The sequence below is a fragment of the Candidatus Nitrosopumilus sp. bin_7KS genome (assembly GCF_054095835.1).
This window is the reverse complement of sequence record NZ_JBSWSO010000004.1, coordinates 190,957-217,491: the sequence shown is the minus strand read 5'-3', so window position 1 is coordinate 217,491 and position 26,535 is coordinate 190,957. Positions and strand designations below refer to the sequence as shown.

29 protein-coding genes and 1 tRNA gene are annotated in these 26,535 nt (G+C 33.9%); 19 read left to right on the top strand and 11 right to left on the bottom strand.

The features are described 5' to 3' along the window. The 9 genes from ACW9W4_RS04565 to ACW9W4_RS04525 all read left to right on the top strand — a co-directional run bounded on the left by ACW9W4_RS04565 (nucleotide 1) and on the right by ACW9W4_RS04525 (nucleotide 7,527). Nucleotides 1-804 (top strand): [LysW]-aminoadipate/[LysW]-glutamate kinase, encoded by an 804-nt coding sequence (locus ACW9W4_RS04565; RefSeq protein ID WP_457761298.1) that lies wholly within the window; start codon nucleotides 1-3, stop codon nucleotides 802-804. Next, nucleotides 797-1,978 (top strand): aspartate aminotransferase family protein, encoded by a 1,182-nt coding sequence (locus ACW9W4_RS04560; protein ID WP_457761297.1) that lies wholly within the window; start codon nucleotides 797-799, stop codon nucleotides 1,976-1,978. Before ACW9W4_RS04565 ends, ACW9W4_RS04560 begins: the two co-directional genes overlap by 8 nt. Then, nucleotides 1,965-2,384, top strand: a complete 420-nt coding sequence (lysM, locus tag ACW9W4_RS04555) for an HTH-type transcriptional regulator LysM (protein ID WP_179362325.1) — start codon at nucleotides 1,965-1,967, stop codon at nucleotides 2,382-2,384. The genes ACW9W4_RS04560 and lysM overlap by 14 nt, the downstream gene beginning before the upstream one ends. 117 nt (nucleotides 2,385-2,501) lie before the next feature. Beyond that, complete coding sequence (locus ACW9W4_RS04550) at nucleotides 2,502-3,668, top strand: LeuA family protein (protein ID WP_457761296.1); 1,167 nt, start codon at nucleotides 2,502-2,504, stop codon at nucleotides 3,666-3,668. Nucleotides 3,669-3,690: 22 nt separating this feature from the next. Beyond that, on the top strand, nucleotides 3,691-3,858 hold the full coding sequence (lysW/argW, locus tag ACW9W4_RS04545) for an alpha-aminoadipate/glutamate carrier protein LysW (RefSeq protein ID WP_179362327.1): 168 nt from the start codon (nucleotides 3,691-3,693) through the stop codon (nucleotides 3,856-3,858). Further along, complete coding sequence (gene lysX / locus ACW9W4_RS04540; RefSeq protein WP_457761295.1) at nucleotides 3,855-4,697, top strand: lysine biosynthesis protein LysX; 843 nt, start codon at nucleotides 3,855-3,857, stop codon at nucleotides 4,695-4,697. The genes lysW/argW and lysX overlap by 4 nt, the downstream gene beginning before the upstream one ends. 3 nt (nucleotides 4,698-4,700) lie before the next feature. Beyond that, nucleotides 4,701-5,828 (top strand): M20/M25/M40 family metallo-hydrolase, encoded by a 1,128-nt coding sequence (locus ACW9W4_RS04535; RefSeq protein WP_457761294.1) that lies wholly within the window; start codon nucleotides 4,701-4,703, stop codon nucleotides 5,826-5,828. Further along, nucleotides 5,828-6,865 (top strand): diphthine synthase, encoded by a 1,038-nt coding sequence (dph5, locus tag ACW9W4_RS04530; RefSeq protein WP_457761293.1) that lies wholly within the window; start codon nucleotides 5,828-5,830, stop codon nucleotides 6,863-6,865. Before ACW9W4_RS04535 ends, dph5 begins: the two co-directional genes overlap by 1 nt. Before the next feature lie 77 nt (nucleotides 6,866-6,942). After that, a complete protein-coding gene (locus ACW9W4_RS04525; protein WP_457761455.1) occupies nucleotides 6,943-7,527 on the top strand; it encodes an adenylyltransferase/cytidyltransferase family protein in 585 nt (194 codons plus the stop codon). Here ACW9W4_RS04525 and ACW9W4_RS04520 read toward each other — a convergent pair. The 3 genes from ACW9W4_RS04520 to erpA form a co-directional block, all read right to left on the bottom strand. Further along, nucleotides 7,524-8,207, bottom strand: a complete 684-nt coding sequence (locus tag ACW9W4_RS04520; protein WP_457761292.1) for a DUF120 domain-containing protein — start codon at nucleotides 8,205-8,207, stop codon at nucleotides 7,524-7,526. The genes ACW9W4_RS04525 and ACW9W4_RS04520 overlap by 4 nt on opposite strands. 5 nt (nucleotides 8,208-8,212) lie before the next feature. Beyond that, entirely contained in the window at nucleotides 8,213-9,355 is a 1,143-nt protein-coding gene (gene dnaG / locus ACW9W4_RS04515) for a DNA primase DnaG (protein ID WP_457761291.1), read from the bottom strand. A gap of 156 nt (nucleotides 9,356-9,511) precedes the next feature. Then, the gene (gene erpA, locus ACW9W4_RS04510; RefSeq protein ID WP_179362334.1) at nucleotides 9,512-9,862 is read right to left on the bottom strand and encodes an iron-sulfur cluster insertion protein ErpA; all 351 of its coding nucleotides are present in this window, start codon (nucleotides 9,860-9,862) and stop codon (nucleotides 9,512-9,514) included. A 260-nt stretch (nucleotides 9,863-10,122) separates the two neighbouring features. On the opposite strand from erpA, the gene ACW9W4_RS04505 reads away from it, so the two are divergent. Beyond that, nucleotides 10,123-10,641: a cupredoxin domain-containing protein gene (locus ACW9W4_RS04505; protein ID WP_457761290.1), complete on the top strand. Its 519-nt coding sequence runs from the start codon at nucleotides 10,123-10,125 to the stop codon at nucleotides 10,639-10,641. Between the two features lie 57 nt (nucleotides 10,642-10,698). On the opposite strand, the gene ACW9W4_RS04500 is transcribed toward ACW9W4_RS04505, so the two are convergent. From ACW9W4_RS04500 to ACW9W4_RS04485, 4 genes are read right to left on the bottom strand one after another with little or no spacing between them, the layout of a single operon-like run. Then, complete coding sequence (locus ACW9W4_RS04500) at nucleotides 10,699-11,460, bottom strand: enoyl-CoA hydratase/isomerase family protein (protein WP_179362335.1); 762 nt, start codon at nucleotides 11,458-11,460, stop codon at nucleotides 10,699-10,701. 36 nt (nucleotides 11,461-11,496) lie between these two features. After that, nucleotides 11,497-13,617 (bottom strand): 3-hydroxypropionate--CoA ligase, encoded by a 2,121-nt coding sequence (locus ACW9W4_RS04495; protein ID WP_457761289.1) that lies wholly within the window; start codon nucleotides 13,615-13,617, stop codon nucleotides 11,497-11,499. Nucleotides 13,618-13,656: 39 nt separating this feature from the next. Beyond that, entirely contained in the window at nucleotides 13,657-14,340 is a 684-nt protein-coding gene (locus tag ACW9W4_RS04490; RefSeq protein ID WP_457761288.1) for a type 1 glutamine amidotransferase, read from the bottom strand. 4 nt (nucleotides 14,341-14,344) lie between these two features. Then, a complete protein-coding gene (locus ACW9W4_RS04485) occupies nucleotides 14,345-14,485 on the bottom strand; it encodes a hypothetical protein (RefSeq protein ID WP_179362338.1) in 141 nt (46 codons plus the stop codon). A gap of 68 nt (nucleotides 14,486-14,553) precedes the next feature. On the opposite strand from ACW9W4_RS04485, the gene ACW9W4_RS04480 reads away from it, so the two are divergent. Next, nucleotides 14,554-14,931: a toprim domain-containing protein gene (locus tag ACW9W4_RS04480; RefSeq protein WP_457761287.1), complete on the top strand. Its 378-nt coding sequence runs from the start codon at nucleotides 14,554-14,556 to the stop codon at nucleotides 14,929-14,931. Between the two features lie 2 nt (nucleotides 14,932-14,933). On the opposite strand, the gene ACW9W4_RS04475 is transcribed toward ACW9W4_RS04480, so the two are convergent. Both ACW9W4_RS04475 and ACW9W4_RS04470 read right to left on the bottom strand, forming a co-directional pair. Beyond that, nucleotides 14,934-16,208, bottom strand: a complete 1,275-nt coding sequence (locus ACW9W4_RS04475; RefSeq protein ID WP_179362340.1) for a Glu/Leu/Phe/Val family dehydrogenase — start codon at nucleotides 16,206-16,208, stop codon at nucleotides 14,934-14,936. 71 nt (nucleotides 16,209-16,279) lie between these two features. Continuing rightward, nucleotides 16,280-16,663, bottom strand: coding sequence for an ArsR/SmtB family transcription factor (locus ACW9W4_RS04470; RefSeq protein ID WP_457761286.1), 384 nt, complete (start codon nucleotides 16,661-16,663; stop codon nucleotides 16,280-16,282). A 110-nt stretch (nucleotides 16,664-16,773) separates the two neighbouring features. Between ACW9W4_RS04470 and ACW9W4_RS04465 the strand changes: the two genes are divergently transcribed. The 3 genes from ACW9W4_RS04465 to ACW9W4_RS04455 are packed head-to-tail and all read left to right on the top strand — an operon-like array spanning nucleotide 16,774 to nucleotide 19,389. After that, nucleotides 16,774-17,499, top strand: a complete 726-nt coding sequence (locus tag ACW9W4_RS04465) for an archaeal proteasome endopeptidase complex subunit alpha (protein WP_457761285.1) — start codon at nucleotides 16,774-16,776, stop codon at nucleotides 17,497-17,499. Nucleotides 17,500-17,548: 49 nt separating this feature from the next. After that, nucleotides 17,549-18,238 (top strand): class I SAM-dependent methyltransferase, encoded by a 690-nt coding sequence (locus ACW9W4_RS04460; protein ID WP_457761284.1) that lies wholly within the window; start codon nucleotides 17,549-17,551, stop codon nucleotides 18,236-18,238. Beyond that, nucleotides 18,235-19,389: an MFS transporter gene (locus ACW9W4_RS04455; RefSeq protein ID WP_457761283.1), complete on the top strand. Its 1,155-nt coding sequence runs from the start codon at nucleotides 18,235-18,237 to the stop codon at nucleotides 19,387-19,389. The genes ACW9W4_RS04460 and ACW9W4_RS04455 overlap by 4 nt, the downstream gene beginning before the upstream one ends. On the opposite strand, the gene ACW9W4_RS04450 is transcribed toward ACW9W4_RS04455, so the two are convergent. Then, nucleotides 19,386-19,700, bottom strand: a complete 315-nt coding sequence (locus tag ACW9W4_RS04450; protein WP_457761282.1) for a P-II family nitrogen regulator — start codon at nucleotides 19,698-19,700, stop codon at nucleotides 19,386-19,388. The two genes, ACW9W4_RS04455 and ACW9W4_RS04450, sit on opposite strands and share 4 nt — an antisense overlap. 131 nt (nucleotides 19,701-19,831) lie before the next feature. On the opposite strand from ACW9W4_RS04450, the gene ACW9W4_RS04445 reads away from it, so the two are divergent. Beyond that, nucleotides 19,832-20,179 carry a Sec-independent protein translocase subunit TatA/TatB gene (locus ACW9W4_RS04445; RefSeq protein WP_457761281.1) on the top strand — a complete coding sequence of 116 codons (348 nt, stop codon included), beginning with the start codon at nucleotides 19,832-19,834 and terminating at the stop codon, nucleotides 20,177-20,179. A 1-nt stretch (nucleotide 20,180) separates the two neighbouring features. Here the strand turns inward: ACW9W4_RS04445 and ACW9W4_RS04440 are convergent, their stop codons facing one another. After that, complete coding sequence (locus tag ACW9W4_RS04440) at nucleotides 20,181-20,957, bottom strand: DNA-methyltransferase (RefSeq protein ID WP_457761280.1); 777 nt, start codon at nucleotides 20,955-20,957, stop codon at nucleotides 20,181-20,183. 94 nt (nucleotides 20,958-21,051) lie between these two features. Between ACW9W4_RS04440 and ACW9W4_RS04435 the strand changes: the two genes are divergently transcribed. From ACW9W4_RS04435 to ACW9W4_RS04420, 4 genes are all read left to right on the top strand, one after another. Further along, nucleotides 21,052-23,562: a DEAD/DEAH box helicase gene (locus ACW9W4_RS04435; protein WP_457761279.1), complete on the top strand. Its 2,511-nt coding sequence runs from the start codon at nucleotides 21,052-21,054 to the stop codon at nucleotides 23,560-23,562. Between the two features lie 42 nt (nucleotides 23,563-23,604). Next, on the top strand, nucleotides 23,605-24,432 hold the full coding sequence (locus ACW9W4_RS04430) for an SDR family oxidoreductase (protein WP_457761278.1): 828 nt from the start codon (nucleotides 23,605-23,607) through the stop codon (nucleotides 24,430-24,432). 81 nt (nucleotides 24,433-24,513) lie between these two features. After that, entirely contained in the window at nucleotides 24,514-26,175 is a 1,662-nt protein-coding gene (locus ACW9W4_RS04425; RefSeq protein ID WP_457761277.1) for a DNA topoisomerase I, read from the top strand. Nucleotides 26,176-26,218: 43 nt separating this feature from the next. Beyond that, nucleotides 26,219-26,333: transfer RNA gene (locus ACW9W4_RS04420), tRNA-Met, on the top strand. Nucleotides 26,334-26,535 lie beyond the last annotated feature (202 nt).

The following is a 26,535-nucleotide window of genomic DNA, read 5'->3' as shown; positions in this document are numbered from 1 at the left end:
ATGATCACAATCAAGATTGGTGGAAGTGTAGTAGACGATTTACATCCATCAACAATTTTAGATATTAAAAAAATAGCAGAAACTGAAGGAATTATTATTGTTCACGGAGGAGGGAAAGAAGTTACCAAAGTTTGTAAACAGCTTGGTAAAGAGCCAAAATTTGTAACATCGCCAAGTGGCATTAAGAGTAGATATACAGACAAAGAAACTGCAGAAATTTTCACCATGGTTATGTCAGGTAGAATCAATAAAACAATTGTTCAGATGCTTCAGAAAAATGGCATTAATGCAATTGGTCTTTCAGGGGTAGATGCAAGGGTCATAGAGGCAGATAGGAAAAAGAAACTACTCATTATGAATGAAAAAGGCAGAAAACAAGCAATTGACGGTGGATATACAGGGAAAATCAGAGAAGTAAATTCAAAATTCATTTTATCACTTTTAGAGCAAGGCCTTACACCAGTTATTTCCCCCATAGCAATAAGCGAGGAATCAGAATTTTTGAATATTGATGGAGACAGGGCTGCAGCATATGTTGCAGGCAAAGTGGGTTGTGATAAAGTATTATTCATCACAAATGTTGATGGATTATTAATGGATGACAAACTTGTTCCAAAATTGACATTGGCAGAAGCAAAAGCAATTAGACCAAAAATTGGTCCAGGAATGGAGAAAAAGATTTTGGCATCAACTGAAGCATTAGACATGGGAGTAAAAGAGGCATTGATTGGAAATGGGCAAAGAGAAAATCCAATTTCATCAGCAATCGCACATGATAATTGTACGGTGATTGAACATGAGTGAAGACCAATTTATGGGAAATCTATATCAGAGATTTCCAGTAACAATTGAAAAAGGTGTAGGAGCACATGTATGGGATGTAGATGGAAAAGAATACATCGATTGTATGGGCGGATACGGAGTAGCACTAGTAGGTCATAAAAATCAAAGAGTGAATGATGCAATCAGAGAGCAAATTGATAAAATAATTACAGTCCATAGTTCTCTATACAATAAAACTAGAGAAGAATTTTTGAAAACCCTTATCGGCTTAGCACCAAAAGGCTTGACACAAGTTCATCTAAACAACAGTGGTGCTGAAGCTATCGAAGCTGCAATGAAATTTGCAAGAAAGTTTACAGGGAAAAAAGGAATGGTTGCAATGAAAGGATCATACCATGGAAAATCATTTGGTGCATTATCATTAACATTTAATCCAAAATATAGAAAACCATTTGCACCATTAGTAGAGAAAGTTTCTTTTGCAACATATGGAGACATAGAATCACTACGTTCAGAAATTGATGAAGATACTGCATTTGTAATTTTAGAACCTATTCAAGGTGAAAGTGGAATTATTGTTGCACCTGAAGGATTTTTGCAAGAAGTTAGAAAACTTTGTGATGAAAAAGGAATTGTGTTAATTTTTGACGAAATACAAGCTGGATTAGGTAGAACCGGACGATTATGGGCTTGTGATCATTGGAATACTGCACCAGATATTCTATGTCTTGCAAAAGGAATCGCAGGAGGAGTCCCAATGGGTGCAACTCTTGTAAGACCAGATATTTTAGCTTCAATTAGTAAAGGCGAGCATTCATCAACGTTTGGGGGCAATCCAATATCTTGCGCAGCAGGAACTGCAGCTCTTAAAGCAATTACAGAAGACGGTTTAATTGAGAATTCAGAGAAGATGGGAAAACTATTCAGAGAAGGTTTAGAAAAATTAAAAGAAAAACATTCTATGATTAGAGAGGTTAGAGGTAAAGGACTCATGATAGGAATTGAGATGAAATTTGAGGTTAAAGATATCTTAATGGGATTAATCAAAAAAGGAGTTTTAATGCTCTATTCTGGAAGAAACATACTCAGAATACTTCCTCCATTAGTAATATCAGAAGATGACGTAACAAAAGTTTTACATGCTCTTGATTCAGTACTAACAGAAGAGGAAGAAAAAAGAAATGTACAAGGATAAAGTAGACGAAAAAATTATAGGGTATTTGAAAGAAGATTCCAGAGAATCATTTGTAGACATTGGGAAAAAACTAAAACTTTCAGAATCAGCAGTCAGAAGACGTGTAAAGAATCTAGTAGACAGTGGAACAATTAAGAAATTTACTTTGGAACTTGGGGAAGAGAATTCAACTAGTGCAATTGTTTTAGTTTCAGTAGATTCTGCAACAGACACATCCAAAGTATCACTAAAACTTGCAAAGCTTGAAGGCGTAAAAACAGTTTATGAAATTACAGGTCAATATGACATTACAACAATAATGAGTGCAACAAACATTGCAGAAATTAATACCACCATAGATGCACTAAGAAAAATTTCAGGGGTGGTAGATACTAACACAGTTATCATTTTAAGAAAAATTATCTAATAACGACTTTCGTTTCAAAATTTAATTTCAAAACTAATTTAGGATCATTTTTGCTTTTTATCAACGAAGTTAGTACGAATATGTTTATATCATCAATTTATGCCAACGATATCAGTAATGAAAGATCCGAATCACTATGCAAACATATACAACGCATATGAAAAAAATCCAAAGAAAATTAGAATTTTGGATAGCACCCTAAGAGAAGGTGAACAACATCCAGGTGTTTCATTTACAAATAAACAAAGAATTCAGATTGCATGGATGCTAGATTATTTTGGTGTTGATCAAATTGAAATTTCCCCAGTAGTATCAAATGATCATAAAGAAGCTACTAAAACAATCATCAAACAAGGATTAAAAGCAGATATTGTTTCTCACGGACGTGCACTCAAATCCGACATAGATATTTCATTAGATTGTGATGCAAAATGGTGTGCAGCATATTTAGGAATTTCAGATATTCATCTAAAAGATAAATTAAGAATTACAAGAGAAGAAGCACTTGAAAGAGCAGTAGGAACTGTAGAATATGCAAAATCTCATGGACTTAAAATTAGATTTACAGTTGAGGATGGAAGTAGAGCAGAGCCAGAATTCTTACTAAAAGTATGCAAAGCAATTGAAGAAGTAGGAGTGGATAGAATTAGTTTGCCAGATACTGTAGGGATTTTACGTCCAATTGGAATGTATAATTTTGTTAAAAAGGTGAGAGAAGTAGTAGATGTTCCATTAGATGCACATGTTCATAATGATATTGGTTTTGCAGTTGCAAATGCATTTTCAGCATGTGATGCAGGAGTTGATCAAATTCACACTACAATTGATGGGATTGGAGAAAGAACAGGTATTCCTCCCCTTGCAGAAGTTGCAGTAGCATTAACGTATCTCTACAAATCACCAAATGATTTCAGGTTAGACATGTTACTTGATTTATCCAGATTGATTGAAGAATACACATCAATCAAACCATATGATTCCAAGCCAATAGTAGGTTCATCAGCTTACAAACACAAAGCAGGTACCCACCTTGCAGCAATTCTTCGAAATCCTGCAGCCTACGAGCCAATTCCTCCTAGAGCAGTAGGAAATAGACGAAGAATAGTGTTTGGAGAACTAGCTGGAAAAACAGGTGCTGCTTATTTGATGTCTCTTTTAGGATTGGAAAAAGATGATGAAGGTGCAAAGGCTGTTGCTGCAGGACTAAAGGGTCTAAGAATGGGTGATCTCATAGAGATCCCTTTAGAAGACAGACTTGAAAAAAAGATAATTAATGATAAATAAAGAGGAGTAATGAAGAGAAAATATGTCAAAATGTGAAGAATGTGATGCAGATATTTCCATCCCAAGTGATGCACTTGAAGGAGAAATCGTAACATGTCCGGAATGTGGCGCAAGTTTTGAATTATCTAAAGGTTCAAGCGGTTTCGATCTAAAGCCGGCCCAAACGGTTGGCGAGGATTGGGGGCAGTGAATCCTGACGTTACCATTCTTTACGATACCATCCGTTGGGAAGAAAAAGCTCTACTAGAAGCAGGTAAAAAAAAGAACATCAACATCCAGATGGTTGATTGTAAAAAATTAGCAATAAATTTAGAAAAAAAACCAGAAGATTATGGTGTAGTTATTCAGAGATGTGTAAGCTATTACAGAAATTTACATTCAACAGCAGCTCTTGAAGGGTTAGGTGTCAAAGTGATTAATTGTCTAAACACTGGAGTGTATGCAGGAAATAAATTATTTACACATATGTTATTAAAAAAATTTGGAGTTCCAACACCTGATGCAACTGTAGCTTTTTCAAAAGATGCAGCACTTGAAGCATTAGATTCACAAGGATACCCAAGAGTAATCAAACCAACAGTTGGTAGTTGGGGAAGATTAATCTCAAAATTAAATGATAGAGATGCAGCTGAAGGAATTATTGAAAGCAGAGAGAACATGTATCCAATTTATCAAGTTCATTATTTAGAAGAATTTGTACAAAGACCACCAAGGGACATTAGAGCAATAATGGTAGGAGATAAAATAGTTGCAGCAATCTACAGATCATCCAAGCATTGGAAAACAAACATGGCATTAGGTGGAGTAGCAGAGCCATGTAAAGTAACACAAGAAATGGAAGAGATGTGCATTAAAGCAAAACATGCAGTTGAAGGAGATATCGTAGGTGTAGATTTGATGGAAAGCAATGAGAAAGGACTAGTTGTACATGAAGTAAACAATACAACAGAATACAAAAACACAGTTAGAGTGTGTGATGTAGATATTCCCTCCTTAATGCTAGACTATGCACTGAAGATAGAAAAGTAAGAATTGGACACTCATTTTACAGTAACACCAAGGTTTGCAGTTAAGATGCTAGAGAAAGCACTAAGATTGTACACTCCATCGCTAAGTGAAAAACCAATGGCTGAATTTTTAGCAGATAAGTGTGATGATTTAGGATTTGAAGATATCCAGATAGATGAAGTAGGCAATGTAATTGCAAAGAAAGGTTCTGGTTCTCCAAAAATTATGTTATGTGGACATATGGATGTAGTACCAGGAAAGGTCAAAGTTCGAAAAGAAGGAGATTCACTTTATGGTAGAGGAGCATCTGATGCAAAAGCACCATTGATGGCAATGTTATTTGCGGCAGCTTCAATTCAAAATAATAACGGAACAATAATTTTTGTCGGAGCAGTTGATGAAGAAGGAAATGCAACAGGAATTAAAAATCTAGTCAAGAAAAAAATGGGTATTGATTATGCTGTTTTTGGGGAGCCAAGTGGAATTAAAAAAGTAACAATTGCATACAAGGGAAGATTGGCAATAAATCTCAAAATTAGCGTAGAAGATAGTTCTCATGCAAGCGCACCTTGGCTATCAAAGAATGCAATTTTAGAATCCATGATATTTGCAAGAGAGTTAAAAGAAAAACTAGAAGCAAACCAAGAAGGTAAAACAAAAGGAATGTTACTTACTGCTACGATGACTGAAGTAAAGGGGGGAACAAGTCACAATGTAACTCCAAAAGATTGTGAAACAACTTTTGATATCAGAATTCCAGTAGATATGAATTGTAAAACAATTGAACAGAAAATTTCAACACTTGTAAAAGAAATATCTCAAGAAAGAGAAGTAGAAGCATTTTATTCAATTTTAGATGAAACTGAACCATTTGAAGCACCACATAATTCACCGCTAGTTAGAGCATTCACTCTAGGCATAATGGAAACTGAACATTCACGACCTACTTTGATTAGAAAAACAGGTACAGGAGACATGAATGTACTTGGAAATCAATGGGGAATTCCAGTTGTAACTTATGGACCTGGAGATCCCCATGAAGCCCACACAATTGACGAGAAAGTTTCAGTTGATGAATATCTTAGAGGAATAGAAATTCTCAAGAAAACACTACAGCATTTAAAAAGACTTCACGACAAAAAAAATCAATAATGCTGTGGTTTATCGGTTTAGGGATTTCTGGATTCAAATCGATCCCTAGTGAGGCATTAGATGTATTATCAAAAGCAGATATTGTATATTTAGAACAATTCACCAGCCCAATAGGAAAATCAGATTTAACAAAAATCAAAAATGCAACAAAGGGAGAATTCAAACTTGCAAAAAGATGGTTAGTTGAAGATGGTAGTGAAATTTTAAAAAATGCAAAGAAAAAGAAAGTGGTCTTATTAGCATATGGAGATCCCTACATCGCTACAACTCACATAGAACTACGAACAAGAGCAATGGAAGATAAAATTAAAACTCATTCAATTCATGCAGCATCATCACTAACTTCAATGATAGGGGAGTGCGGTTTGCATTTTTACAAAGTGGGAAGAATTGCAACAATAATGAGTGAAATGAAATCACTGACAACACCATATTATGTAATATACAAAAACATCATTGAAGGTAATCACACAGTTCTTCTCTTAGAATACAATCAAGACAAGGATTTTTTCCTAGATCCTAATGATGCATTAAATGGATTATTAGAAACTGAAAAAGGTCAAATAAGAAATGTCATCAGTTCATCAACATATGTAATTGTAGCATCCAGGATAGGATTCAAAGATCAAAAAATTATTTCAGGTAAAATATCAAGTTTAAAGAAGATTGACTTTGGCAAGCCCCCACATACTGTAATTATTCCAGGTAGATTACATTTTACTGAATCAGATGCTTTGAAATTATTTGGACAATGCATTGACGAACCATTTGACAATACAGAAAAAACAAAAAAGATATCCATCCAAATGATGAAAAAATATGTTCCAATGGTTAGAGAGGCATTAGAGGAAGTAGGGCCGCTATACAAAGATCAAAAAGAATTTCAAATAATTTTAGAAAATGCTGAATTGTATGTCAAGGATGCAGAAAAATTTCTAGAAGATGGTCAAGATGAAGTAGCAATATTGAGTATAGGGTATGCAGATGGTCTTGTGGATGCATTAAGATTGGCAAAAGGCCTTGATCCAAAGATGTAATTTTCAGCAATGAATTAAAGAGTGGGTCAAAAATAGAAAAAACATTGGAACAAACTCAAAAAACCATACTATCTATCATGTATGTCTGTGAAATTGAGGGAAAAGAAGCATTTGAAATACTCAAGAAAAAAACCATGCTTTCTGAAGATTTGATTAATTTAGAAATTAATAATTTAATTAAAAATAAATTCGTCAATGAAGATAGAAAATCAATTACTGAAAAAGGAAGAAATTCACTCTGTGTTGTTTTAGCAGGAGGGGTTTTTGATATTATTCATCCAGGACATATTCACACATTAAATGCAGCAAAAGAACTAGGCGATGTTTTAGTTGTCGTAGTTGCAACTGACAATACAGCAGTTAAAATGAAGAAAAGAAGACCACTCCATGCACAAGAACAAAGACAAGAATTAGTAAATTCATTATCAATCGTAGATCTTTGTTTGATTGGACAAGAAAATGACATATTCAAAACTGTAAATCATGTAAAACCGCAAATTATTGCATTAGGATATGATCAAGTCCATCAAGAGAAATTCATAACTGAAGGATGTAAAAAAATAGAACTTGATGCAAAAGTCGCAAGATTACAATCCCCAATTCCTGAGAGTTCTAGTTCAAAAATTCAAAAAGAGTATGGCGAATCTATTCACGGAATTTAGGAACTTATTGGGATTTTAATAGAAACTTTCGAACCATCTTTTAATTTTGCAGTTTTTCGTATACAGGATTTTGAAATTAATTCTATTATAGAATCATCATGATGTGTACGCTCAAGAATGATCAATTCACAATTTGTAGAATTGTTTAATTTTGCAGTAAAGCATTTCACCCAACCATAAGTTCGCTTTCCATCTGAAAAGCTCTTAATTTTTACACCATTCAAAGTTTCAAATTGCTTTATTGCTTCTTGATGAATTTTTTGATCCAATCTAACATTAAGAGTTCCAGGATATGGAACATACCCAATTTTAGACTGGAATTGTTTTGTGTATCCCTTTAATCCCATATAGTATGCACCTTCACCCATTCCAGAAACTAAAGTTCCCTTTAGTTCAACATGAGATGGAGAAGAATCAAGACTTTTTTGCAATATTGCTGAAAGTTTTACCATTTCAGAATATCCTTTTGAAGTAATTTTTACAGAGATATTTCGTCCACTAATTATCCTCTCAATGAATTGATTTTGTTCTAATTCTAGAAGATGTTTTGAGGCTGCCTGTTGTGATTTTTTGATATTTTTTCCTAGAGATGAAGTTGTGATTGAAACATAGTTGTATTTGGCACCTTTTGAAAGTAAATATGAAAGAGTTAGGATGTGCTGAATTTTTAGATCAGTCATCTATTCTAAGATATGCCCAAGTCACCGAATGTTTTGAGTGTCATTCCATCAGAGTTTGATAATTTTGCAACTCTGTGTCCAATTACACATTCAACACCAGCATTTTTGGCACCTTCTAAAAGTCTCTGAGTGATAATTCCATCCAATAGAAGATATTTGATTCCAGATTGTGAAGATAGTTTGCTTACAACTTCACTGATTGGAACTTTGAAAATTTCATTTTGATCTGCATCTAATGCTACTGCTTCAAGTGTTTCATTGAGATTTGGAAATACTTTGGCAGCCATTTCTGCAACAGGTTTATCATCTTCATTTTTTATCTCTGGTGCAGGTTTTCCTTCTCTAATCTCAGTAGCAATTGGACTTAAAATCTCATCAATTCTTGCTGGAGTTAATTCTTCAACTTCAACACCAGTGTCTGCTTGAAGTTCATAATCTAAAGTAACAACAGATTTGAGTTCTTTAAGAATAAATCCGCCAGATCTATCACCATCTAAAAATGCAACAACAGTATCTTTCTTGCCACATAGTTCTTTGATTGATTCATCTATTTTTGCACCTTCAATTGCAAGTACATTATCATAACCTGCTCTTAGAAGATTGATTACATCAGCTCTTCCTTCAACTAGAATTACCCAATTAGAATCGAAAACACCTGAACTACATGTTAATTTTGATGGTCCATATGTCGATAGTTTTCCAGTATCACCTTGGTGAACATCATTTAACATAGTTTCACCTTCACTAACAGTCTTAGTTGCCCATTTTTGCTTGATCTCTTTTGCACGTCTTACAATATCATCTTTCTTTGCAGCTCGCACATCATCAATAGCTTCTAATCTAAATTTACAATCAAACGGACCCACTTTGTCAATGCTTTCAATTCCAGCAGCAATTAATGCACAAGTATCAATGTCAGTACTCATTGGAATTAATGCATCACCATTAGTGGTGTTAGAGGTAGGTTTTGCATTAACTTCAATGCGGCCTACTTTGGAAACTCGTTGCAGTTCATTCAAATTCATCTCTGGGCCTAACAGTCCTTCTGTTTGGCCAAAGATGGCTCCGATTATATCTGCTCTTTCAACGAGTCCATCGACTTCATAGGAAAGTTTAACGTGATATTTGACAATTCCTGATTGAGGCATAAACTATTCATCTCCTTTATTATCATATTTTGAGTCTCTACCTGCGATATATGAGGGTATCGCAAAAAATAGTCTAAAAAATATAAAATTTTTCAAAAATTTATCCATACAGCAAACGCTATAGAATAATCTAAAAATGAAAAATAATGTAGTTGTTTATTCAGTGCTAAATGAAGAACCACATGAACAGGATTTTGTAACATTTGGATTGTTAATTTTGAATCCTGAGCCCATTAGGCTTTCAATATAGTCTACGTTTGCACCCTGCAAATGATCAACGCTGTAGCTGTCAATTAGGAGTTTTACTCCATTTTCTTCCATGACGATGTCATCTTCTTCTGGTGCTTTTTCAAAGCCCATTCCATAAGATAGACCAGAACAACCTCCACCTTGAACATATACTCTAAGATATTCAGGGGATTCTGCTTCTTCTTTCATGAATTCATGAATTTTTTCAGCTGCTTTTGCGGTAACTGTGACCATCTTTTGTGTTTGCTCAGTTGCCATAATAAAGACAAAAGGTGATTCAAATTATAATAATCTTTTCCCCCCAGGCATACTAGTAATTTACAAAATCAGAGAATAACTAGTATTTTCAGAGATCTGCAATATACTTGACTAAATTGTTCTTTCATCAGTCTAATTTATCACATCTAATTTAGAACCAGTTTTTCATGCAAGGATTAGTTTGATCTATGAAAATAATGGCCTGCACTGCAAGACAATGTATACTCAGATGATAAATTATCTACAAAATATTTCAAAGTATGAAGTTCAGATCTATGAAAATACCTATTCTAACTATAGTATTTTCAATTCTTTTAGTTTCATTTACAGTCAATGACGCAGCTGCAGAATCAGTTCCAGAATGGGTTAAAAATAATGCATTATGGTATGGTCAAGGAGATATTTCAGAATTAGAATTTCTTAATGCTATTAAATTTTTGATTGATACTGGAGTCATCATACTAGATACTATGGGGGTTTCAGAAATGACGGAAACCATGATAGTAATTCCTAATGGAAATTCTAATGTCTCCGGTAGTGGATTTTACTTACCACTAAATCTTGAAATTAAAACAAACACCAAAGTCATCTGGGTAAATGAAGACTCTGTTCCACACAATATTCAAAGTCAAGATGAATTTGGAAAAGTAAGTGACATGTTTAACAGCCCACCATTGAATACCGGAGAAAGATTCGAATATACATTTGATGAAGCAGGGGCATACAATTACTATTGTTCATTTCATCCATGGAGAGTAGGAATAGTTACAGTGAAATAGAATTGGAAAAAATCTAGCTTTTTTGAATTAATAAAATAAGAAAGAAATTAGAAATAGCTATTTCTTTGACTTGTTAACAAATGCAGTCATTCGCTCTTCCCTGTCAGGATGAGTGAAGCAATTTCTCCAAGCAAGAAGTTCTAGAGCAAGACCAGTATCAAGATCTGCATTTCTTCCTTTATTGATTGCAACTTTAGACATCTGAACACCCATTGTAGAGTTTCCAGCTATTTGTTGGGCCATTTTCAAAGCTTCTTCTTGTAATGATGCAAGAGGAACTACTTGATTTACAAGACCAATTTCTTTAGCCTCTTCTGCTTTGACCATTTTACCTGTGTAAACAAGTTCTTTTGCCTTTGCTATTCCCACGATTCTCATTAATCTTTGAGTACCACCCCATCCAGGAGGTACACCTATTGTTACTTCTGGTTGACCTAGTCTAGCAGTATCTGCTGCTATTCTAATATCACAAGACATTGCAAGTTCGCAACCTCCACCTAAAGCAAAACCATTAACTGCTGCAATAGTTGGTTGTTTAACTAATTCAACAGTTGCAGTGACAAGCTGACCTGTCTTTGCATATTCAACTGATTCATCTGCAGAGATTTTAGACATGTATTCAATATCTGCACCAGCAGAAAATGCCTTTTCTCCTTCACCAGTCAAAATGATAACTTTGACATTATCGTTTTGGTTTAGTTCTTCAAAAGTTTTGATTAGTTCTTTTGCAACATCAGTATTCATAGCATTGAGTTTGTCAGGTCTGTTGATCTTGACAGTACAAATGCCATCAGAAGTAGATGTGGTAACTAGTGACATAATAATTTGCGAAGTGATATAGGAATTAAATGTTCTCTATTTTCCGAGGACTTTGCCCCATTGAGCCAATGCAGATGCTGCTGCAACCCAAGTTCTAAGGTCTTGATAAACTGGAACATTATGTTTCTCAATCAATTTTATCATCTTTTCAGTATATGGACCACCATTACCTCCAGCAAGAATTGGTTTCTTCTTTTTCTTTGAGAGTTCTGCTAGATAACCAACAATTGTTTCTTCAAGTGGATCATCTTGGAAGACAAACCATGGCATTGCAATGTCAATATTTTGTTCATCTAAGAATTGTTGAATAACAAATCTATAGTCATCGGCAGTTGCACCACCACCAACATCTGCTGGATTTCCATTATGAATAGGAACAGTAGGTGGGAAATGATCCTTAATATTTTTCATAATTTTTGGAGATAATTTTCCTATTGTAAGCCCCAGTCGTTCCAATTGATCAATTCCACCAATCATCGGACCAGCACCATTACTTGTCATAGCAACACGATTGCCCTTTGCAGGAGGTTGCCATGCTAGTGCCTTTAAGACTCCAACTAGTTCTTGATAACTATCAACTGAAATAATTCCTGCTTGCTTGAATGCACCCATAATCATTGCATTTGAGCCTCCAAGTGAACCTGTATGAGATGCAGCTTGTTTTGCACCTGCAGCAGTTCTACCACTCTTCCAAATAACGATAGGTTTCTTTTTCTCTTTCATCACACGTTTTGCAGTATTGATGAATTTTCTGCCATCACCAAATCCTTCAACGTATAGTCCAATTACTTTAGTTTGAGGATCATTTGCAGCATACCATATCATATCTGCTTCATCAACATCAGAACGATTACCAAAGCTAATCATCTTGGATAATCCAAACAAATCAGCACTTTCTAACATACTAATTCCCATGGTTCCACTTTGTGAGAAAAATGCAACAGGACCTAATTTTGAACGTACCATTCTTTCTTGTCCTTGGAATGCACAATCAAGTCTATTTGCAGCATTGAACATTCCAATACAGTTAGGACCGATTACACGAATTTTGTGTTTTAGAGATAATTCTTTCACTTCAGCTTCCATAGCGGCTCTATCGCCACCAAGTTCTTTTCCACCACCTGAAACAATTACAACATTATGGATTCCTTTCTTAGCGCAAGTCTTCATGATTGGTCCACATAAGGAAAGATCAATACAAACAACAACTAGATCAACCTTTTCAGTTATTGCATCTAATGATGGATAACATTTGATTCCAAGAATTGATTTTTGTTTAGGGTTAATTGGATATACTTTACCTTTGTAATCTTGTTTTCCAAGTGCATCTAATACAGAATTACCAATTTTTCCAGGTGTTGCAGATGCACCAACTAGAGCAACAGACTTTGGAGTAAAGAATGACTCCATTGAGGTAATGACTGGTTTTTCTTTTGAAATTGAATTCTTTCTTAGTTTATTATTTAAAATAATTTTAGCATCAACTACAAAGTGTGATTTTGGATAAACGACTACTGGATTGAAATCTATACTGTTAATGTAATCTGCATTTTCTACGCCTAATTTTCCAATTTGAACCAACATTTTTGCCACCATGTTAAGATCAATTGGTGCACTGCCTCTGAAACCTTTGAGGAGTTTAGAGCCTTTGAGTTCATTTATCATAGATTTTGCATCTGATGTAGTAATGGGTAGCATTCTAAATGCAACATCTTTGAAGACTTCGGTCATTACACCACCTAATCCAGCCATAATCATTGGACCAAATTGTGGATCATTCTGAATACCTACAATTAACTCAACACCTTTTGGAACCATTTTTTCCAAAAGAATTCCTTTAACTTCAACTCCTTTCTTTTTAGAAAGACGACCATACATGTCATTGAATGTCTTTTTTACATCATTGACATTATCAATTCCAACTTTAACTCCACCAACATCAGTTTTGTGTAAAATTTGTGGAGATACAACTTTCATTACAAGAGGAAATCCAATTTTTTTTGCTTGTTTTACAGCATCGTCTGCAGAAGTGGCAAGTGCATAAGGCGGTACTTTAACTCCATAAGTTTTGAGAATAGATTTTGATGTTTCTTCAGTGATGACTTTGTGATCTGTTTGAATAATTTCTTCAAAAATTTTCTTCACAGCAGTTACCATTCGATCGATGGAATTAGAATTAACTATATTAAACTTTGGTCAAAGGTCAAATGATAATTTGAAATTATTGTAAAAATTATTCATATTTGATTTTACAATTGAAATATTTTCAATAATATCTGAGCGAATTTTTTTTGGATCGATGTAGGGTATTTTTTGTAATTGTGTTTCAGTATTATCAAGCCACAAATTCACCATCTCCTCATTTACCTCCAAATGAAATTGCAACCCAACTGCACTCTTGTATTGAAATGCCTGATTAGAATAATGCTCTGATGAGGCTAATTGGACTGAACCTTTAGGTAAATCAAATGTATCCCCATGCCAATGAAAAACAGTAAATGGGTTTTTGAAACCAGAAAATAATGAAGATTCGTTACTAATTTTCAAATCATGGTAAAACCCAATTTCTTTTTTTGGTCCACTATACACTTTAGCACCAAATGTCTTTGCAATTAATTGTGAACCCAAACAAATTCCAAGTACGGGAATGTTTTTTTCTACAGAAGTTTTGATTAAAAGTTGCTCAGCCTTTAGATAATCTAAATCATCATTTGCACTTTCAGGTGCACCTAAAATTACAACTAGAGAGAAATTTTTGTCAGGTATCTTTTCATGTTTTGCATTTATTGATGTGATTTCAAATCCATCTTTTTGTAAAAGTTCACCCAGATATCCTGAACCTTCTATTCTTGTATTTTGTACAAGGAGTACATCTGACATTTTCTTAAACTTCTAGTCCTGTAACTACCCACTCAAGACTTCTGAGTACTCCTTGATAGTATTTCATGGCATCCATGGATTCAGTTTTCACTAGTCTTTCTTCAATTACTTTTCTATATTCTGCAATTTCCAATTCAGTTTTCATATTACTCAATAAATTATTTGCAAGTAAAAATATGCTCTGTTTTAATATGTCATAATCAATCAAAGAGTATGCTAGTATCAGAACAAGAAATTTTAGAATTGAAAGAATTTATTTTTCAATTAAACACCATAGAAAATGGTGTTGTAATAGTTGAAGGAAAACGAGATTCTAATGCACTAAGGAAAATTGGCTATACTGGAAAAGTGTTAGAATTTCATAGATTTACAGGCATGATAAATTTTACAGATTCTGTAGCAAAATTTGAAAGATTAATCATTCTCTTTGATAGAGATAAAAAAGGTAGAACATTAACTGGAAAGACAATTCAGTTATTGCAAAGAAGGACAAAAGTAGATCTCACTTTCAAAAGAAAATTACGCATGATTACAAAAGGAAAAATAATGTTTATTGAACAACTAGTAAGTTACGAATCTTATTTAGCCTAAGATTATGGCCAAATACCTTTTTGGTTAAATGCCTCTAGTACTCTTTCAACAGCTAAAACCATAGTTGCTTTTCTCATATCTATTTTGTGCTTTTTACTAAGTGCATATGCGTCTTTGAATCCCTTTGTAATGTTTGCCTCCATTTTGTTAGCAACTTCATCAAAAGTCCAATAGTACCCCATATTGTTTTGAACCCACTCCAAATATGAAATACAGACACCACCAGAGTTTGCCAAAATATCAGGAATTACTAGAATTTTCTTTTGATAGATAATTGGATCTGCTTCAGGCAATGTTGGACCATTTGCAGCTTCTGCAATTATTTTACATTTGAGATTTTTTGCAATCTTTGCATTGATTTGATTCTCTAGTGCACCTGGAACTAGAACATCACATTTTGTTGTAAGTAATTCTTCAGTTGAAACTTTTTTACTGCCAGGGAATCCAACGACTGAACCTTTCTTTGCTTTGTGAGCTAAAATTGCACTAACTTTTGCACCTTTAGGAATTAAGATTGAACCTTTAGAATCACTGACACCAATAATTTTTGCACCCATTTTTTCAAGATACTCTCCTGCAAATGTTGATGCATTACCAAATCCTTGTAAAACAACTTTGGCACCTTTCAAATTCAGTTTCAATGTCTTTGCAGCTTCTCTAACTGTATATGCTGCTCCCAATCCGGTTGCAACATTTCTTGCAAGTGAACCACCCATTGAAATTGGTTTTCCAGTAATTACGCCAGGAGTAGAAATATTTCCATTTAATTTGTTAAAGGTATCCATGATTTGGGTCATTTCTTTTCCTGTAGTGTATACATCAGGTGCAGGAATATCTTTTCCAGGACCAATGATTTCATTAATTTTAAATGCGAATCCTCTAGTGAGTCGTTCTAATTCGCCTTCACTAATTTTTTCAGTTTTTGGATTAACATAAACTCCACCTTTACCTCCTCCAAGTGGCACATCAACAATTGCACATTTCCATGTCATCCAAGAAGAAAGTGCCATGACTTCGCGTTCCATGTATTCAACGCCACCTTCAGGATTAAAGTAACGAATTCCACCTTTGTATGGGCCTCGGTCATTATTGTGTTGACTTCTAAAACCTGTAAAAATTCTAATTTTACCATTATCCATTTTTACGGGAATTTTAACCCGCAAAACTTTGTTTGGCATTGCCAAATATTCTCTAATACCTTTATCTTTAATTCCTAAAATATCACAAGCATCATTAACTTGTCCAGTTGCATTTGCAAACGGATCATTTTTGACCAAGATGATTTGGAAAACGGTGCATATTATATTAAGTTTAGTTCAAAATATTAGATCGCAAATTCAAAAATTTATCAGAGATAGACTTTGATGTGATTCATCTTTCTATCTAATTTGTCAATTGCCTCATCGAGTGCACCAATGTTAATTTCTAGAAAATTTGACAGATGGAAGATAGCGCCATATTTTTCTCCAATCTTTGAAACCATATTGTTTTTTTCCAAGACTTTGATATGGTGTTGAACTGCTTTGTAGTCAAGGTCTAGTTCCTTTGCCAATTGGTGTGTATTGTATGGTTTCTCTAGAAGATGAATAATTATCCGTAGTCGCGTAAAACCACCTCTGGTGCTTGTGAATAAGTAAAGTAAAAGTTTCCTTGTTTGTTTATCGGTTTTTCTTGTGGTTGAAACTTGTTTTGATCTAATAATTTCTTTGAATTCTAGGAGTTGGTTGACCATAATTCTTGAATTCAATTAGTCAATTTTACTTAAAACCCTATTTCCAGATCTACTCCATATTCAGGCAAGACAATTACCCTTAAATTGACTCAGAATGAACTCGTGATGATATGATGGCATCACGTGGTTACGATATGACACCTACAATGTATTCACCAGACGGTAGAATATACCAAGTCGAATACGCCATTGAGACAGTAAAAAGAGGAACTTTGGCTATTGGTGTTAGCAGCAAACAAGGTGTAATTATGGCAGTTGAAGAGAAACCTCGAACTTTACAAACTAGCAATGTTACTCAAAAAATATTTCAAGTTGATTATCACATAGGAGTTGCAGCAGCAGGATACATTCCAGATGCAAGAGTCCAAGTTGATGGAGCACGATTTTTCTCACAGGGAAATAGAATGACATATGATGAATCTGTTGAAGTTGCAACAGTTGCAAAACATTTAGCAGATCAAGCTCATCAATTCACACAATATGGAGGAGTACGTCCAAATGGTGTTTCTATGATTATTGCAGGAATTGATCAAAAAGGTGAATCAATCTATGTAACAGATCCTAGCGGAACATATGTCCAATTTTCAGCAGTTGCAATTGGAGCAGGGTCTGATGACGTAAATGCATTTTTGGAAAAACATTACAAAGAGGATTTGAGTTTAGAAGATGCAGCATCATTAGCTATTGCAGCAATTAATCTAAAAGCAGAAGCAAAAGACGGAGTAAATAACATAAAGATGGCAAAAATTACAACTGAATCTAAAATGTTTGAGAAGGTTTCAGACTCTGATCTACAAAATTATTCTCAAAACGCATCAAAGTTTGCTCCAGAGTAAACTCTTTGATTTGAAACCTATTCAAACTAGTATACTGAGACGATAGATTATGGGTTTAGGAAGTTATTGGGGAGAAGTGATGGAAGTACTTCGAGAAATTATTCCAATTTATGACAAAGTCAATTCAATCATTTCATTAGGGAAAGATAAAGAACATCGTACTCGAGGAATCACAAACAGAGTATTTCCAGGAAATAAAATTCTAGATGCAGGTTCAGGTTTTGGAAACATGTCAAAAACAGCAATGAAACTAACTGATGGGAAAATTTCAATCACACTGTATGATCCACTTGTACCAATGTTAAAAAATACAGGTACATTTTTTGAAGAACCTCCAGACATGGCAAATGGAGTTTTTGAGCACATTCCATTCAAAGATGAAGAATTTGATGCAGTGTTATGTGGCTATTCACTAAGGGATGCAATTAATTTGAAAATTGCAATTTCTGAAATTCACAGAGTGTTGAAAAAAAATGGCAGATTTGTAATTGTTGATTTGGGAAAACCAGATGAAGTATTTTTCAGAGCAGGTGTTTCATTTTATCTAAGATGCATTCTACCAATTCTTGCATTTGCCGCAGGGGGAAGACTGGGATTAAAGTTTGGAACACTATATGGCACATACAAAAGATGGCCACAAAACAAAAAACTAGAAGGATTAATTCTAGAAAAATTTTCAAGAGTAGAATTTGAGAAAGATCTTATGGGCGGGGCAATAATGGTTGCCGCATACAAATGAATAGAGTTCTGATACTAGTCAACATTACGGGATTAATCATCGGGATTTCGTATGGATTACACGGTCCAATTCTTCCAGTATTTGCAAAAAATGTCATTGGTGCAACATATTCAGAACTTGGTCTGATTGGATTAACAAATTTTATTCCTTACATGTTCATTCCACTTTTTGTAGGAATTCTACTTGACAGAATAAACAATGGATACTTGTTATCTTTAGGTGCAGCAATTAATTCTGCATCGGTTTATCTTCTATCCATTGCACAATCAGTTCCAGAAATTATGGGATTTAGAATTATGACAGGGGTAGCTCATGCGTTTTTCTGGCCACCTTGTGAAGCAATCATTTCAAATGAAAGTTCTGAAAAAAACAGGGTAAAAAATATCTCATGGTTTACAATGTTTTTTGTAATGGGGTTCATGGTAGGCCCATTACTTGGCACAGCATTACTTGAAGGTGTGGATGTCACATACAGGGTGCTATTCCAAATTGCAGCATTTATTCTCGCTGCTGCGATAATTACGTCACTTTTAGCCTCAAGAAAAAAGGTAAAAAAACATCACGGAAAATTCTCATTTTCATCAATTAAAGAAATGAAGAGATTTCCTGAAGTTATAGTATTATTAATTTTCTGCACTTCATCCTTTGGGATAATCCTAACAATTTATCCAGCATTTCTCAATGATAATGGAATGTCTGCATCAGACATTTTACTATTGTATTTTGTTTTTGGAATTTCACGTGTCGTATCTCTTGCATTGGCAGGAAAGTTTGCAAGAAGAACCAGTCAAACTTTGATTGCAGGAACAATTGCAGTATCAGTGGGGTTAGCCATATCAGTTGTTGCAGATTCAATATTCACTTTTGGAATAGCCCTAGTTCTAATGGGATTTGGATTTAGCATATTCTTCCCGTTAACATTGGAAATTATTTTGAGTAAAACTAGAAAACAGATTTCAGGGAAAATTATTGGAGCATATGAAACAGTTTTTGGTATGGGTTGGGCCATAGGTCCAACTATTGGAGGTCCCATTACACAATCATTTGGAGATGAGACACCGTATGTTGTGTTTTGTATCATAGGAATAGGAGTCACATTATTTGCAATAAATGCTAGAAAGAAACTAGAACCACAAAGAATCTCAAACTAGATATCCATTGTTCCACGTTTTTTAGTACAGAGATCTAGCGCATCATCAATATTTGTGACAAAGACTTTGCCATCACCTTTAGTTCCAGTACATGCAACATTTGTAATTGCATTTAGCACATCATCTAGTTTAGGATCTTCTACAACACAAATTATCATATCTCTACTGAAATATTGTCCAACTAGTGGAGGATCCTGTGCACCTTGACCTTGTACTTGATGAGTAGTTACACCGCCAACTCCAACTTTTTTGATTGCAGAAATCACTGCATCTTTTACTGCGGGTTGAACTATTGCTTCTATTTTTTTCATAAAAATTATCAGTTCTAAATTTCTTTAAATCAATACGTGAATTCTCATTAGTGATATTCAATGATGAAATTGGTAATTTAGGCATAAATTTTGAACATTACGTTTAATTTCAATTTAAAAAAGATCAAAGCATGTTTGAGTATTCACTAAATATAGGTGGAAGTGAATGGATGATAATTATTTTTGTAGCATTAGTTTTGATTTTAGGAACAGGGAAATTGCCAGGGGCTGCTAGAAAAATGGGAAAAGCAGTTAACGAATACAATAAAGCCAAAAATGAAATTCAGGAGCAAATGAAAGATATCACAGATGAGGTTCCCAAAATTTCAGGACCTGTTGAAACAGAGCGAGAAAAGTTAGAGATGATTGCAAAATCAGCTGGCGTAAAAACAGAGGGTAAGACAGATGATGAGATAAGAGAAAGTATTGCATCAAAAATTGGTCAAAAAAGAACAGATAAACCTGAAAAAAAGGAATAATTTATTTTGATTTTTTAATTCTATAGGTATTAGTATCTAGGCGTTTTTTTGCAAATTTGTAATAATCTGGAACTATTTCAAAACCAAGAAATTTTCTTTTAAGAGATTTGCTAACTACTGCAACTTGACCAGAACCAAGAAATGGATCAAATATCAAGTCATTTTTTTCACTTGAATATTCTAATAACTTTTCAATAATTTCAGAAGGCAGTTTGGTGGGGGTTTTTTCATCGCCTGTCCAATATTCTCTTTTGATGTCCCAAACATCTTCCTTGTCTCTATAATGAAGACTTCGACCATCTTTTGTTTTTTCATCTTTTTTGAACCTAGAAAATGGGAAAAATTTTCGTGTCTTATCATCTTTGCAGACATAAAGACAATGATAATGAGAAGTAACAAATTTCCTTTTAGTAACTACTCCAAACTGATATTTCCAAATTACATGATTTATTGTTGTAAATCCAACATCATCTATTGCACATAAGATGTCTTTGAGGTTATTCCAACCTGAAAAAATATACATACTGCCAGAATCCTTCAAAATTCTAAAAACTTCACTCATCCATGCAAATGTAAAATCATAATAATCCTCAGGTTTGATTTCATTGTATCCAGATAATACCCTAGAAGAAGTTCTGTTATAATTTGCCTTTTTAGCCTTAAAATTTATTGCAAATGGTGGATCAGTAATAACAAGATCAATTTTATTTTTAGGGATTAATTTCATCCCTTCAATACAGTTTTGATTGTAAATTTTGTTAATTTCTATTTTTTTCATTTTTAAATTCAAGACTCTCTTCTAGCTTAATAATGTCGTGGGCCATAACACCTATCAAACAATAAATCATCAACGATTACTTATCAAGTAGATCTTGAAATTCTCCTGTCCTAAATGTAAATCAAAAATTGGAATTCAAAAAACATTCAACAAAAAAATGCATGTTTCTTGTGAAAAATGTGGATTAGAAGATCTGCTAGAATTTTCAAAAAATGCTGATGAAGTCTTTCTAGAATTTCTTTCAAGATTTGACAAAGGACTAGTAACTGAGGGAGGGTTATCTGGAGGCCTCAAAGATGAAGGAATTGTGAGAGGAGAAGATGAGATTAAAGAAATGATAGGGAAAAACAATCCAGATAAAATTACTGAAGAAATCCTATTTTCAAAAAAAGACTATATTTCAGAATACAAGGTTTTGAGTAATCCTGAGCCTAAAATGGGCTGTAAAGTAGAAGAATTAGGACTAGATGAATCAATAACTGAGCATCTCAAGGAGCTAAAAATTAATCAATTTTACAAATTTCAAGAAGAGGCCATCAAAGAAATTACATTTGGAGAAAATGTGATCATTGAAGCACCTACAGCATCTGGAAAAACAGAAGCATTTTTGATTCCAGTGATTCAAAGAATTAAAAAAGAATCTGTAGAGGAGAATGTTTTTGCAATTTTTGTATATCCTACAAAAGCATTAGCACGAGATCAATATCCAAAAATTCAAAAATTTGCAGAGAGAATAGGAGTGGACGTCAAAGTTTTTGATGGAGATACAAAACAGGAAGAGCGAAGAGAAATAATTGATCATCCTCCTCAAATTTTAATTACAAATTTTGATGTACTGCATTATCATATGTGGCATCAAACAAAATTTTCCTCATTGTTATCATCTACTAGGATTCTCATTACTGATGAGGCCCATGTTTATTCAGGAATTTTCGGAACAAATGTTCACTATATCATAAAAAGACTAAAGAGAATTTGTACCAATAAATTACAATTTGTAGCAGCATCAGCAACTCTTGATGATGCAAAAGAATTTTGTCAAAAATTATTTGGTGAAAAAATGCAAAAAATTCAAGGTTCAGGTAAAAAAGGAAAAACCGATTTTGTGATGCTTTTCCCTTCACTTCGAACACAGAGAGCACTAATGGTTGAGTTAACAAAGAAACTAACTCAAAAAAATCATAAGACAATGGTTTTTAATAATTCACATCTAAACTCAGAACTTTTAGCAATCCAAGCAAAAAAACAAAAAGTGAACATCAAAGTTCACAGAGCTGGATTAATGGCAAATTATAGAACATCAGTTGAAAGACAATTCAAAGAAGACCAACTACAAGCAATTTCATGCACTCCCACGCTCGAATTAGGCATAGATGTGGGAAATGTGGATTGTGTGATATCATCAACTATTCCAGTAAATAGATTAATTCAGAGAATAGGAAGAGCTGCTAGAAAAGGTCAAAGAGGATATGCATTTTTGGCATTAGGAAATGATCCAATCTCACAGTATTACAAAAATCATCCTGATGATTATTTTGAAGATATTGAAAAAACATACATCGATCCCAAAAATCCCTTTGTTGAAGAATTTCAGATTTTAGCAATGGCATGTGATAGACCCATTTCAAAACACGAATTAAAGGAACATCAAGGAGTGATAGAACAGCACATAATTAATGAAAATTTAAAAGAATTTAACAATAGAATTATTCCAAATTTTGATAAAATCAATTCTATGTTAAGTGAATATAGTATCAGAGGAATTGGTAATTCAATTGATATTTTCCTAGATGGAAAAAAAGTAGGAGACAGAGTTTTACCAATTGCACTAGAAGAACTACACAAAGATGCAATTTATTTTCTAGCAGGTATTAGATACAAGGTAAAGGAATTTGATTATCCAGAAAAAAACTATGCAAAACTAGAAAGAATTCCAAGAGATTATCCATACTATACAAAATCATTAACAGAAGAATGGCCCACAATTGAAACAGTTTATGAAAGAAGAAAAGTAAATGGAATGGAAGTAGCATTTTGTAAATTGCATATTGAAAAAAAGGTGTATGGATATGTCAATATCGAATTAGGACAAGAAATAACTCAGGGGGAAAAAGTACAACTAGACACACCATTAGAGTATGATTTTGTAACTAAAGGAATTGTATTTCATGCACCAAGGCCACTCAAAGTAATTGAAGAATCTGAAGATCAGGAATATACAGAAGCTAGTGGATATCATGCAACAGAACATGTAGTAATTGAGGGTAGCAATATGATTACTGGAGGAGTATCTCAAGATTTAGGAGGTATATCATTAGGGACTTCAGGCTTGATTTTCATCTATGATGGGGCCATTGGAGGCAGCGGAGCAAGTAAAGCCCTCTATGACAGATTTGAAAAGGCACTTGAAAGAAGTATGTTTATCGTAAAAGAATGCCCTTGCAAAAATGAATCAGGATGTCCAAGATGTACTTTCTCATATAGATGTGGAAATAACAATGAATATCTCCACAAATATTCTGCACTAGAGATTCTTAAAAGAATCAACGATGGTGAAGAAACGGAGTTGATAGATCCTACTGAAGGTGACAAACCCCTAGTATGATTAATCAAAATGGGATAAATATAACAAGAATTTAGAATCAATATGGAAAAAGTAGCTCTCGTTACAGGTAGTTCATCAGGAATTGGATTAGAAACAACATTATCTTTAGCAAGAGATGGATATTACACATTTGCAAGTATGAGGAATCTTGAAAAAGCAGTAGAATTAGAACATGCTGCAAAAAAAGAAAATCTTCCAATAAAAGTAATTGAACTAGATGTAGATAGCGAACAATCAATTGTTTCTGCAATCAAAAAAGTTGTTGCAGAAGGAGGAAGATTGGATGTATTAGTTAACAATGCAGGATATGGTCAGTTTGGATGTACCGAAGATCTAACAATAGATGATTTTAGAAAACAATTTGAGACAAATTTTTTCAGCATTGTAAGAATTATTCAAGAGGTTGCCCCAATAATGAGAAAACAAAACTCAGGAAACATTATCAACATTAGTTCAGTTGTAGGAAGAATGGGATTACCAGGTTCCCCAGCTTATATCAGTTCAAAATTTGCATTGGAAGGATTAGGAGAATGTTTGAGATATGAGTTAGGTCAATTTGGAATTAAAACTACAATGATTGAACCCGGAGTTATCAAAACTAACTTTTTTAATTCAATGAAAGTTCCAGAATCAAAAATTGATCCAAAATACAAAACCTTAACTGATAACATTTTAGCTGGTCTCAAAATGATGGTAGAAATGGGAACTGCCCCTTCACAAGTTGCAGATGTAGTAATGAAGGCAATACACGATGATGAAATGTTACCACGATATGTGGTAGGTACAGACGCAGCCATGTTTATGGAGGCAAAAAAGATGAAAACAGACCTAGAATTTGAGAAATACATGAGTAAAGAGCTCTTTCCTTAACTAACATCGTACTTCTACGCTAAATTGATATACAGATAGTATAGAAATTCATCAAAGTCCGCAATTTTAAGGTGAAATGAAATGAAATGGAAAACACTACAACACAATGGAATCTTGTTTCCTCCTGCATATGAGGCTCAAGGAATTAAGATAAAGATCAAAGGGGAGACTGTAAATCTCAATTTAACCCAAGAAGAAATGGTGTATCAGTGGGCCAAAAAGAAAGACACTCCATATGCACAAGATAAAGTATTTCAGAAAAACTTTACTGCAGATTTTGCAAAAACATTAGATTCAAAATTTAAAAAAATATCATATGAAGATATTGATTTTTCAAACGCTTACAAAATAGTTGACAAAGAAAAAGACCTCAAAGAAATGATGAGTAAGGAGGATAAAAAATCTCTTGCTTTAAAACGAAAAGAATTACGAGAGAAATTAAAAGAAAAATACGGAGTCGCCATCATGGATGGAGAAAAAGTTGAAGTTGGAAATTACATGGCAGAACCACCAGGTATTTTCATTGGACGTGGAGAACATCCACTCCGAGGAAAATGGAAACCACCAGTTACTGCAAAAGATGTTACACTAAATCTTGGAAAAGAAGCCAAAGTACCTGAAGGAAAATGGGGGAAGATTATTCATGATAAAGATTCCATGTGGTTAGCTAGTTGGATGGATTTTCTAACACAAAAAAGAAAATATGTTTGGTTAGCAGATACTGCGGGATTAAAACAAGGTCGAGACAAAGAAAAATATGAAAAAGCAGTAAAACTTGCAAATGAAATTGAGAAGATAAAAGACAGAATTGTTAAAGACATGAAAAGTAAGGATCCAAAAATCAGCAGAATTGCTACTGCGTGTTATTTGATTTATAGAACTGCAATGAGGGTAGGAGACGAAAAAGATCCTGATGAGGCAGACACAGTAGGCGCTACAACCCTAAGAAAAGAACATATCAAAATTACTGCAAATTCTATAGAGTTTGATTTTCTAGGTAAAGACAGTGTAAGATGGCAAGAAACAGTAGTAGCAGAAGGTCACGATAAACAATTTCATGAAAATCTAAAAAAACTGGTAGAAAAGAAAAAACCAAAAGATGAGATTTTTGATGACATTACATCAAGACATGTCAATGTGTATTATTCCAGTATAGTGAAAGGTCTAACAGCCAAAGTATTCAGAACATATCTTGCTACAAATGTAGTCAAGAACTATCTCGTAGAACATGATAACATGAAAGGAAAATCAGCTACTGAGAAACTATACCATGCAAAATTGGCAAATCTCGAAGCTGCCATGATGTGTAACCACAAGAGAACAATTCCAAAAACATTTGAGCAATCTCTACAAAAGAAACGAGACACTTTGAAAAAGGCAGAAAAAGATCAAGCATGGAAGAAAACCCAAGAAACACTCAAAAAAGTAGAATCAAGTGCTCCCAAAACTGATACTCAAAAGAAAAGTAAAACTAAAAGAATTAAGACATTAAATGAACAAATCAAAAAGCAAAAATCAAAGCACAAAGAAAGATTAGAAAAATTAGGATTACAGATTGATTTGTCTGAAAAAACCAAAGATTACAACATTGGAACATCTTTAAGAAATTACATTGATCCTAGAGTCTTCAAAGCATGGACAGATGAAGTTGGGGCCGAATGGGAAAAACTCTACACTTCTGCTTTACAAAAGAAATTCCTATGGGTCAAAAATGAAAATGTCCTCTGGAAGGATATAAAGTAAAATTAGAATCATTTAATTTCCCAAATTTTTGACCTAATATTATGCCGGGGTAGCTCAGCCTGGTTAGAGTGCCAGTTCAATTGGTAAACTCTAACGGTTCTCCAACTAAGGCAATACTCATAATCTGGAGGTCGCGAGTTCGAAACTCGCCCCCGGCACACATTATTCTATAACATCAAGTACAAGATCCCACATTACAGGTTCAAAACTATGCCAAACTATGCTATTTTTGAAAAATATGTAGTTTGAAACCCAATCAGAGACATAACTATGCAGAACTAGGCAGTTTTTGAAAAGTTTCAAACTAATCATACAATACACAACATCAAAAATAGTCTAAAAACTCCGACAAGGTTTTTA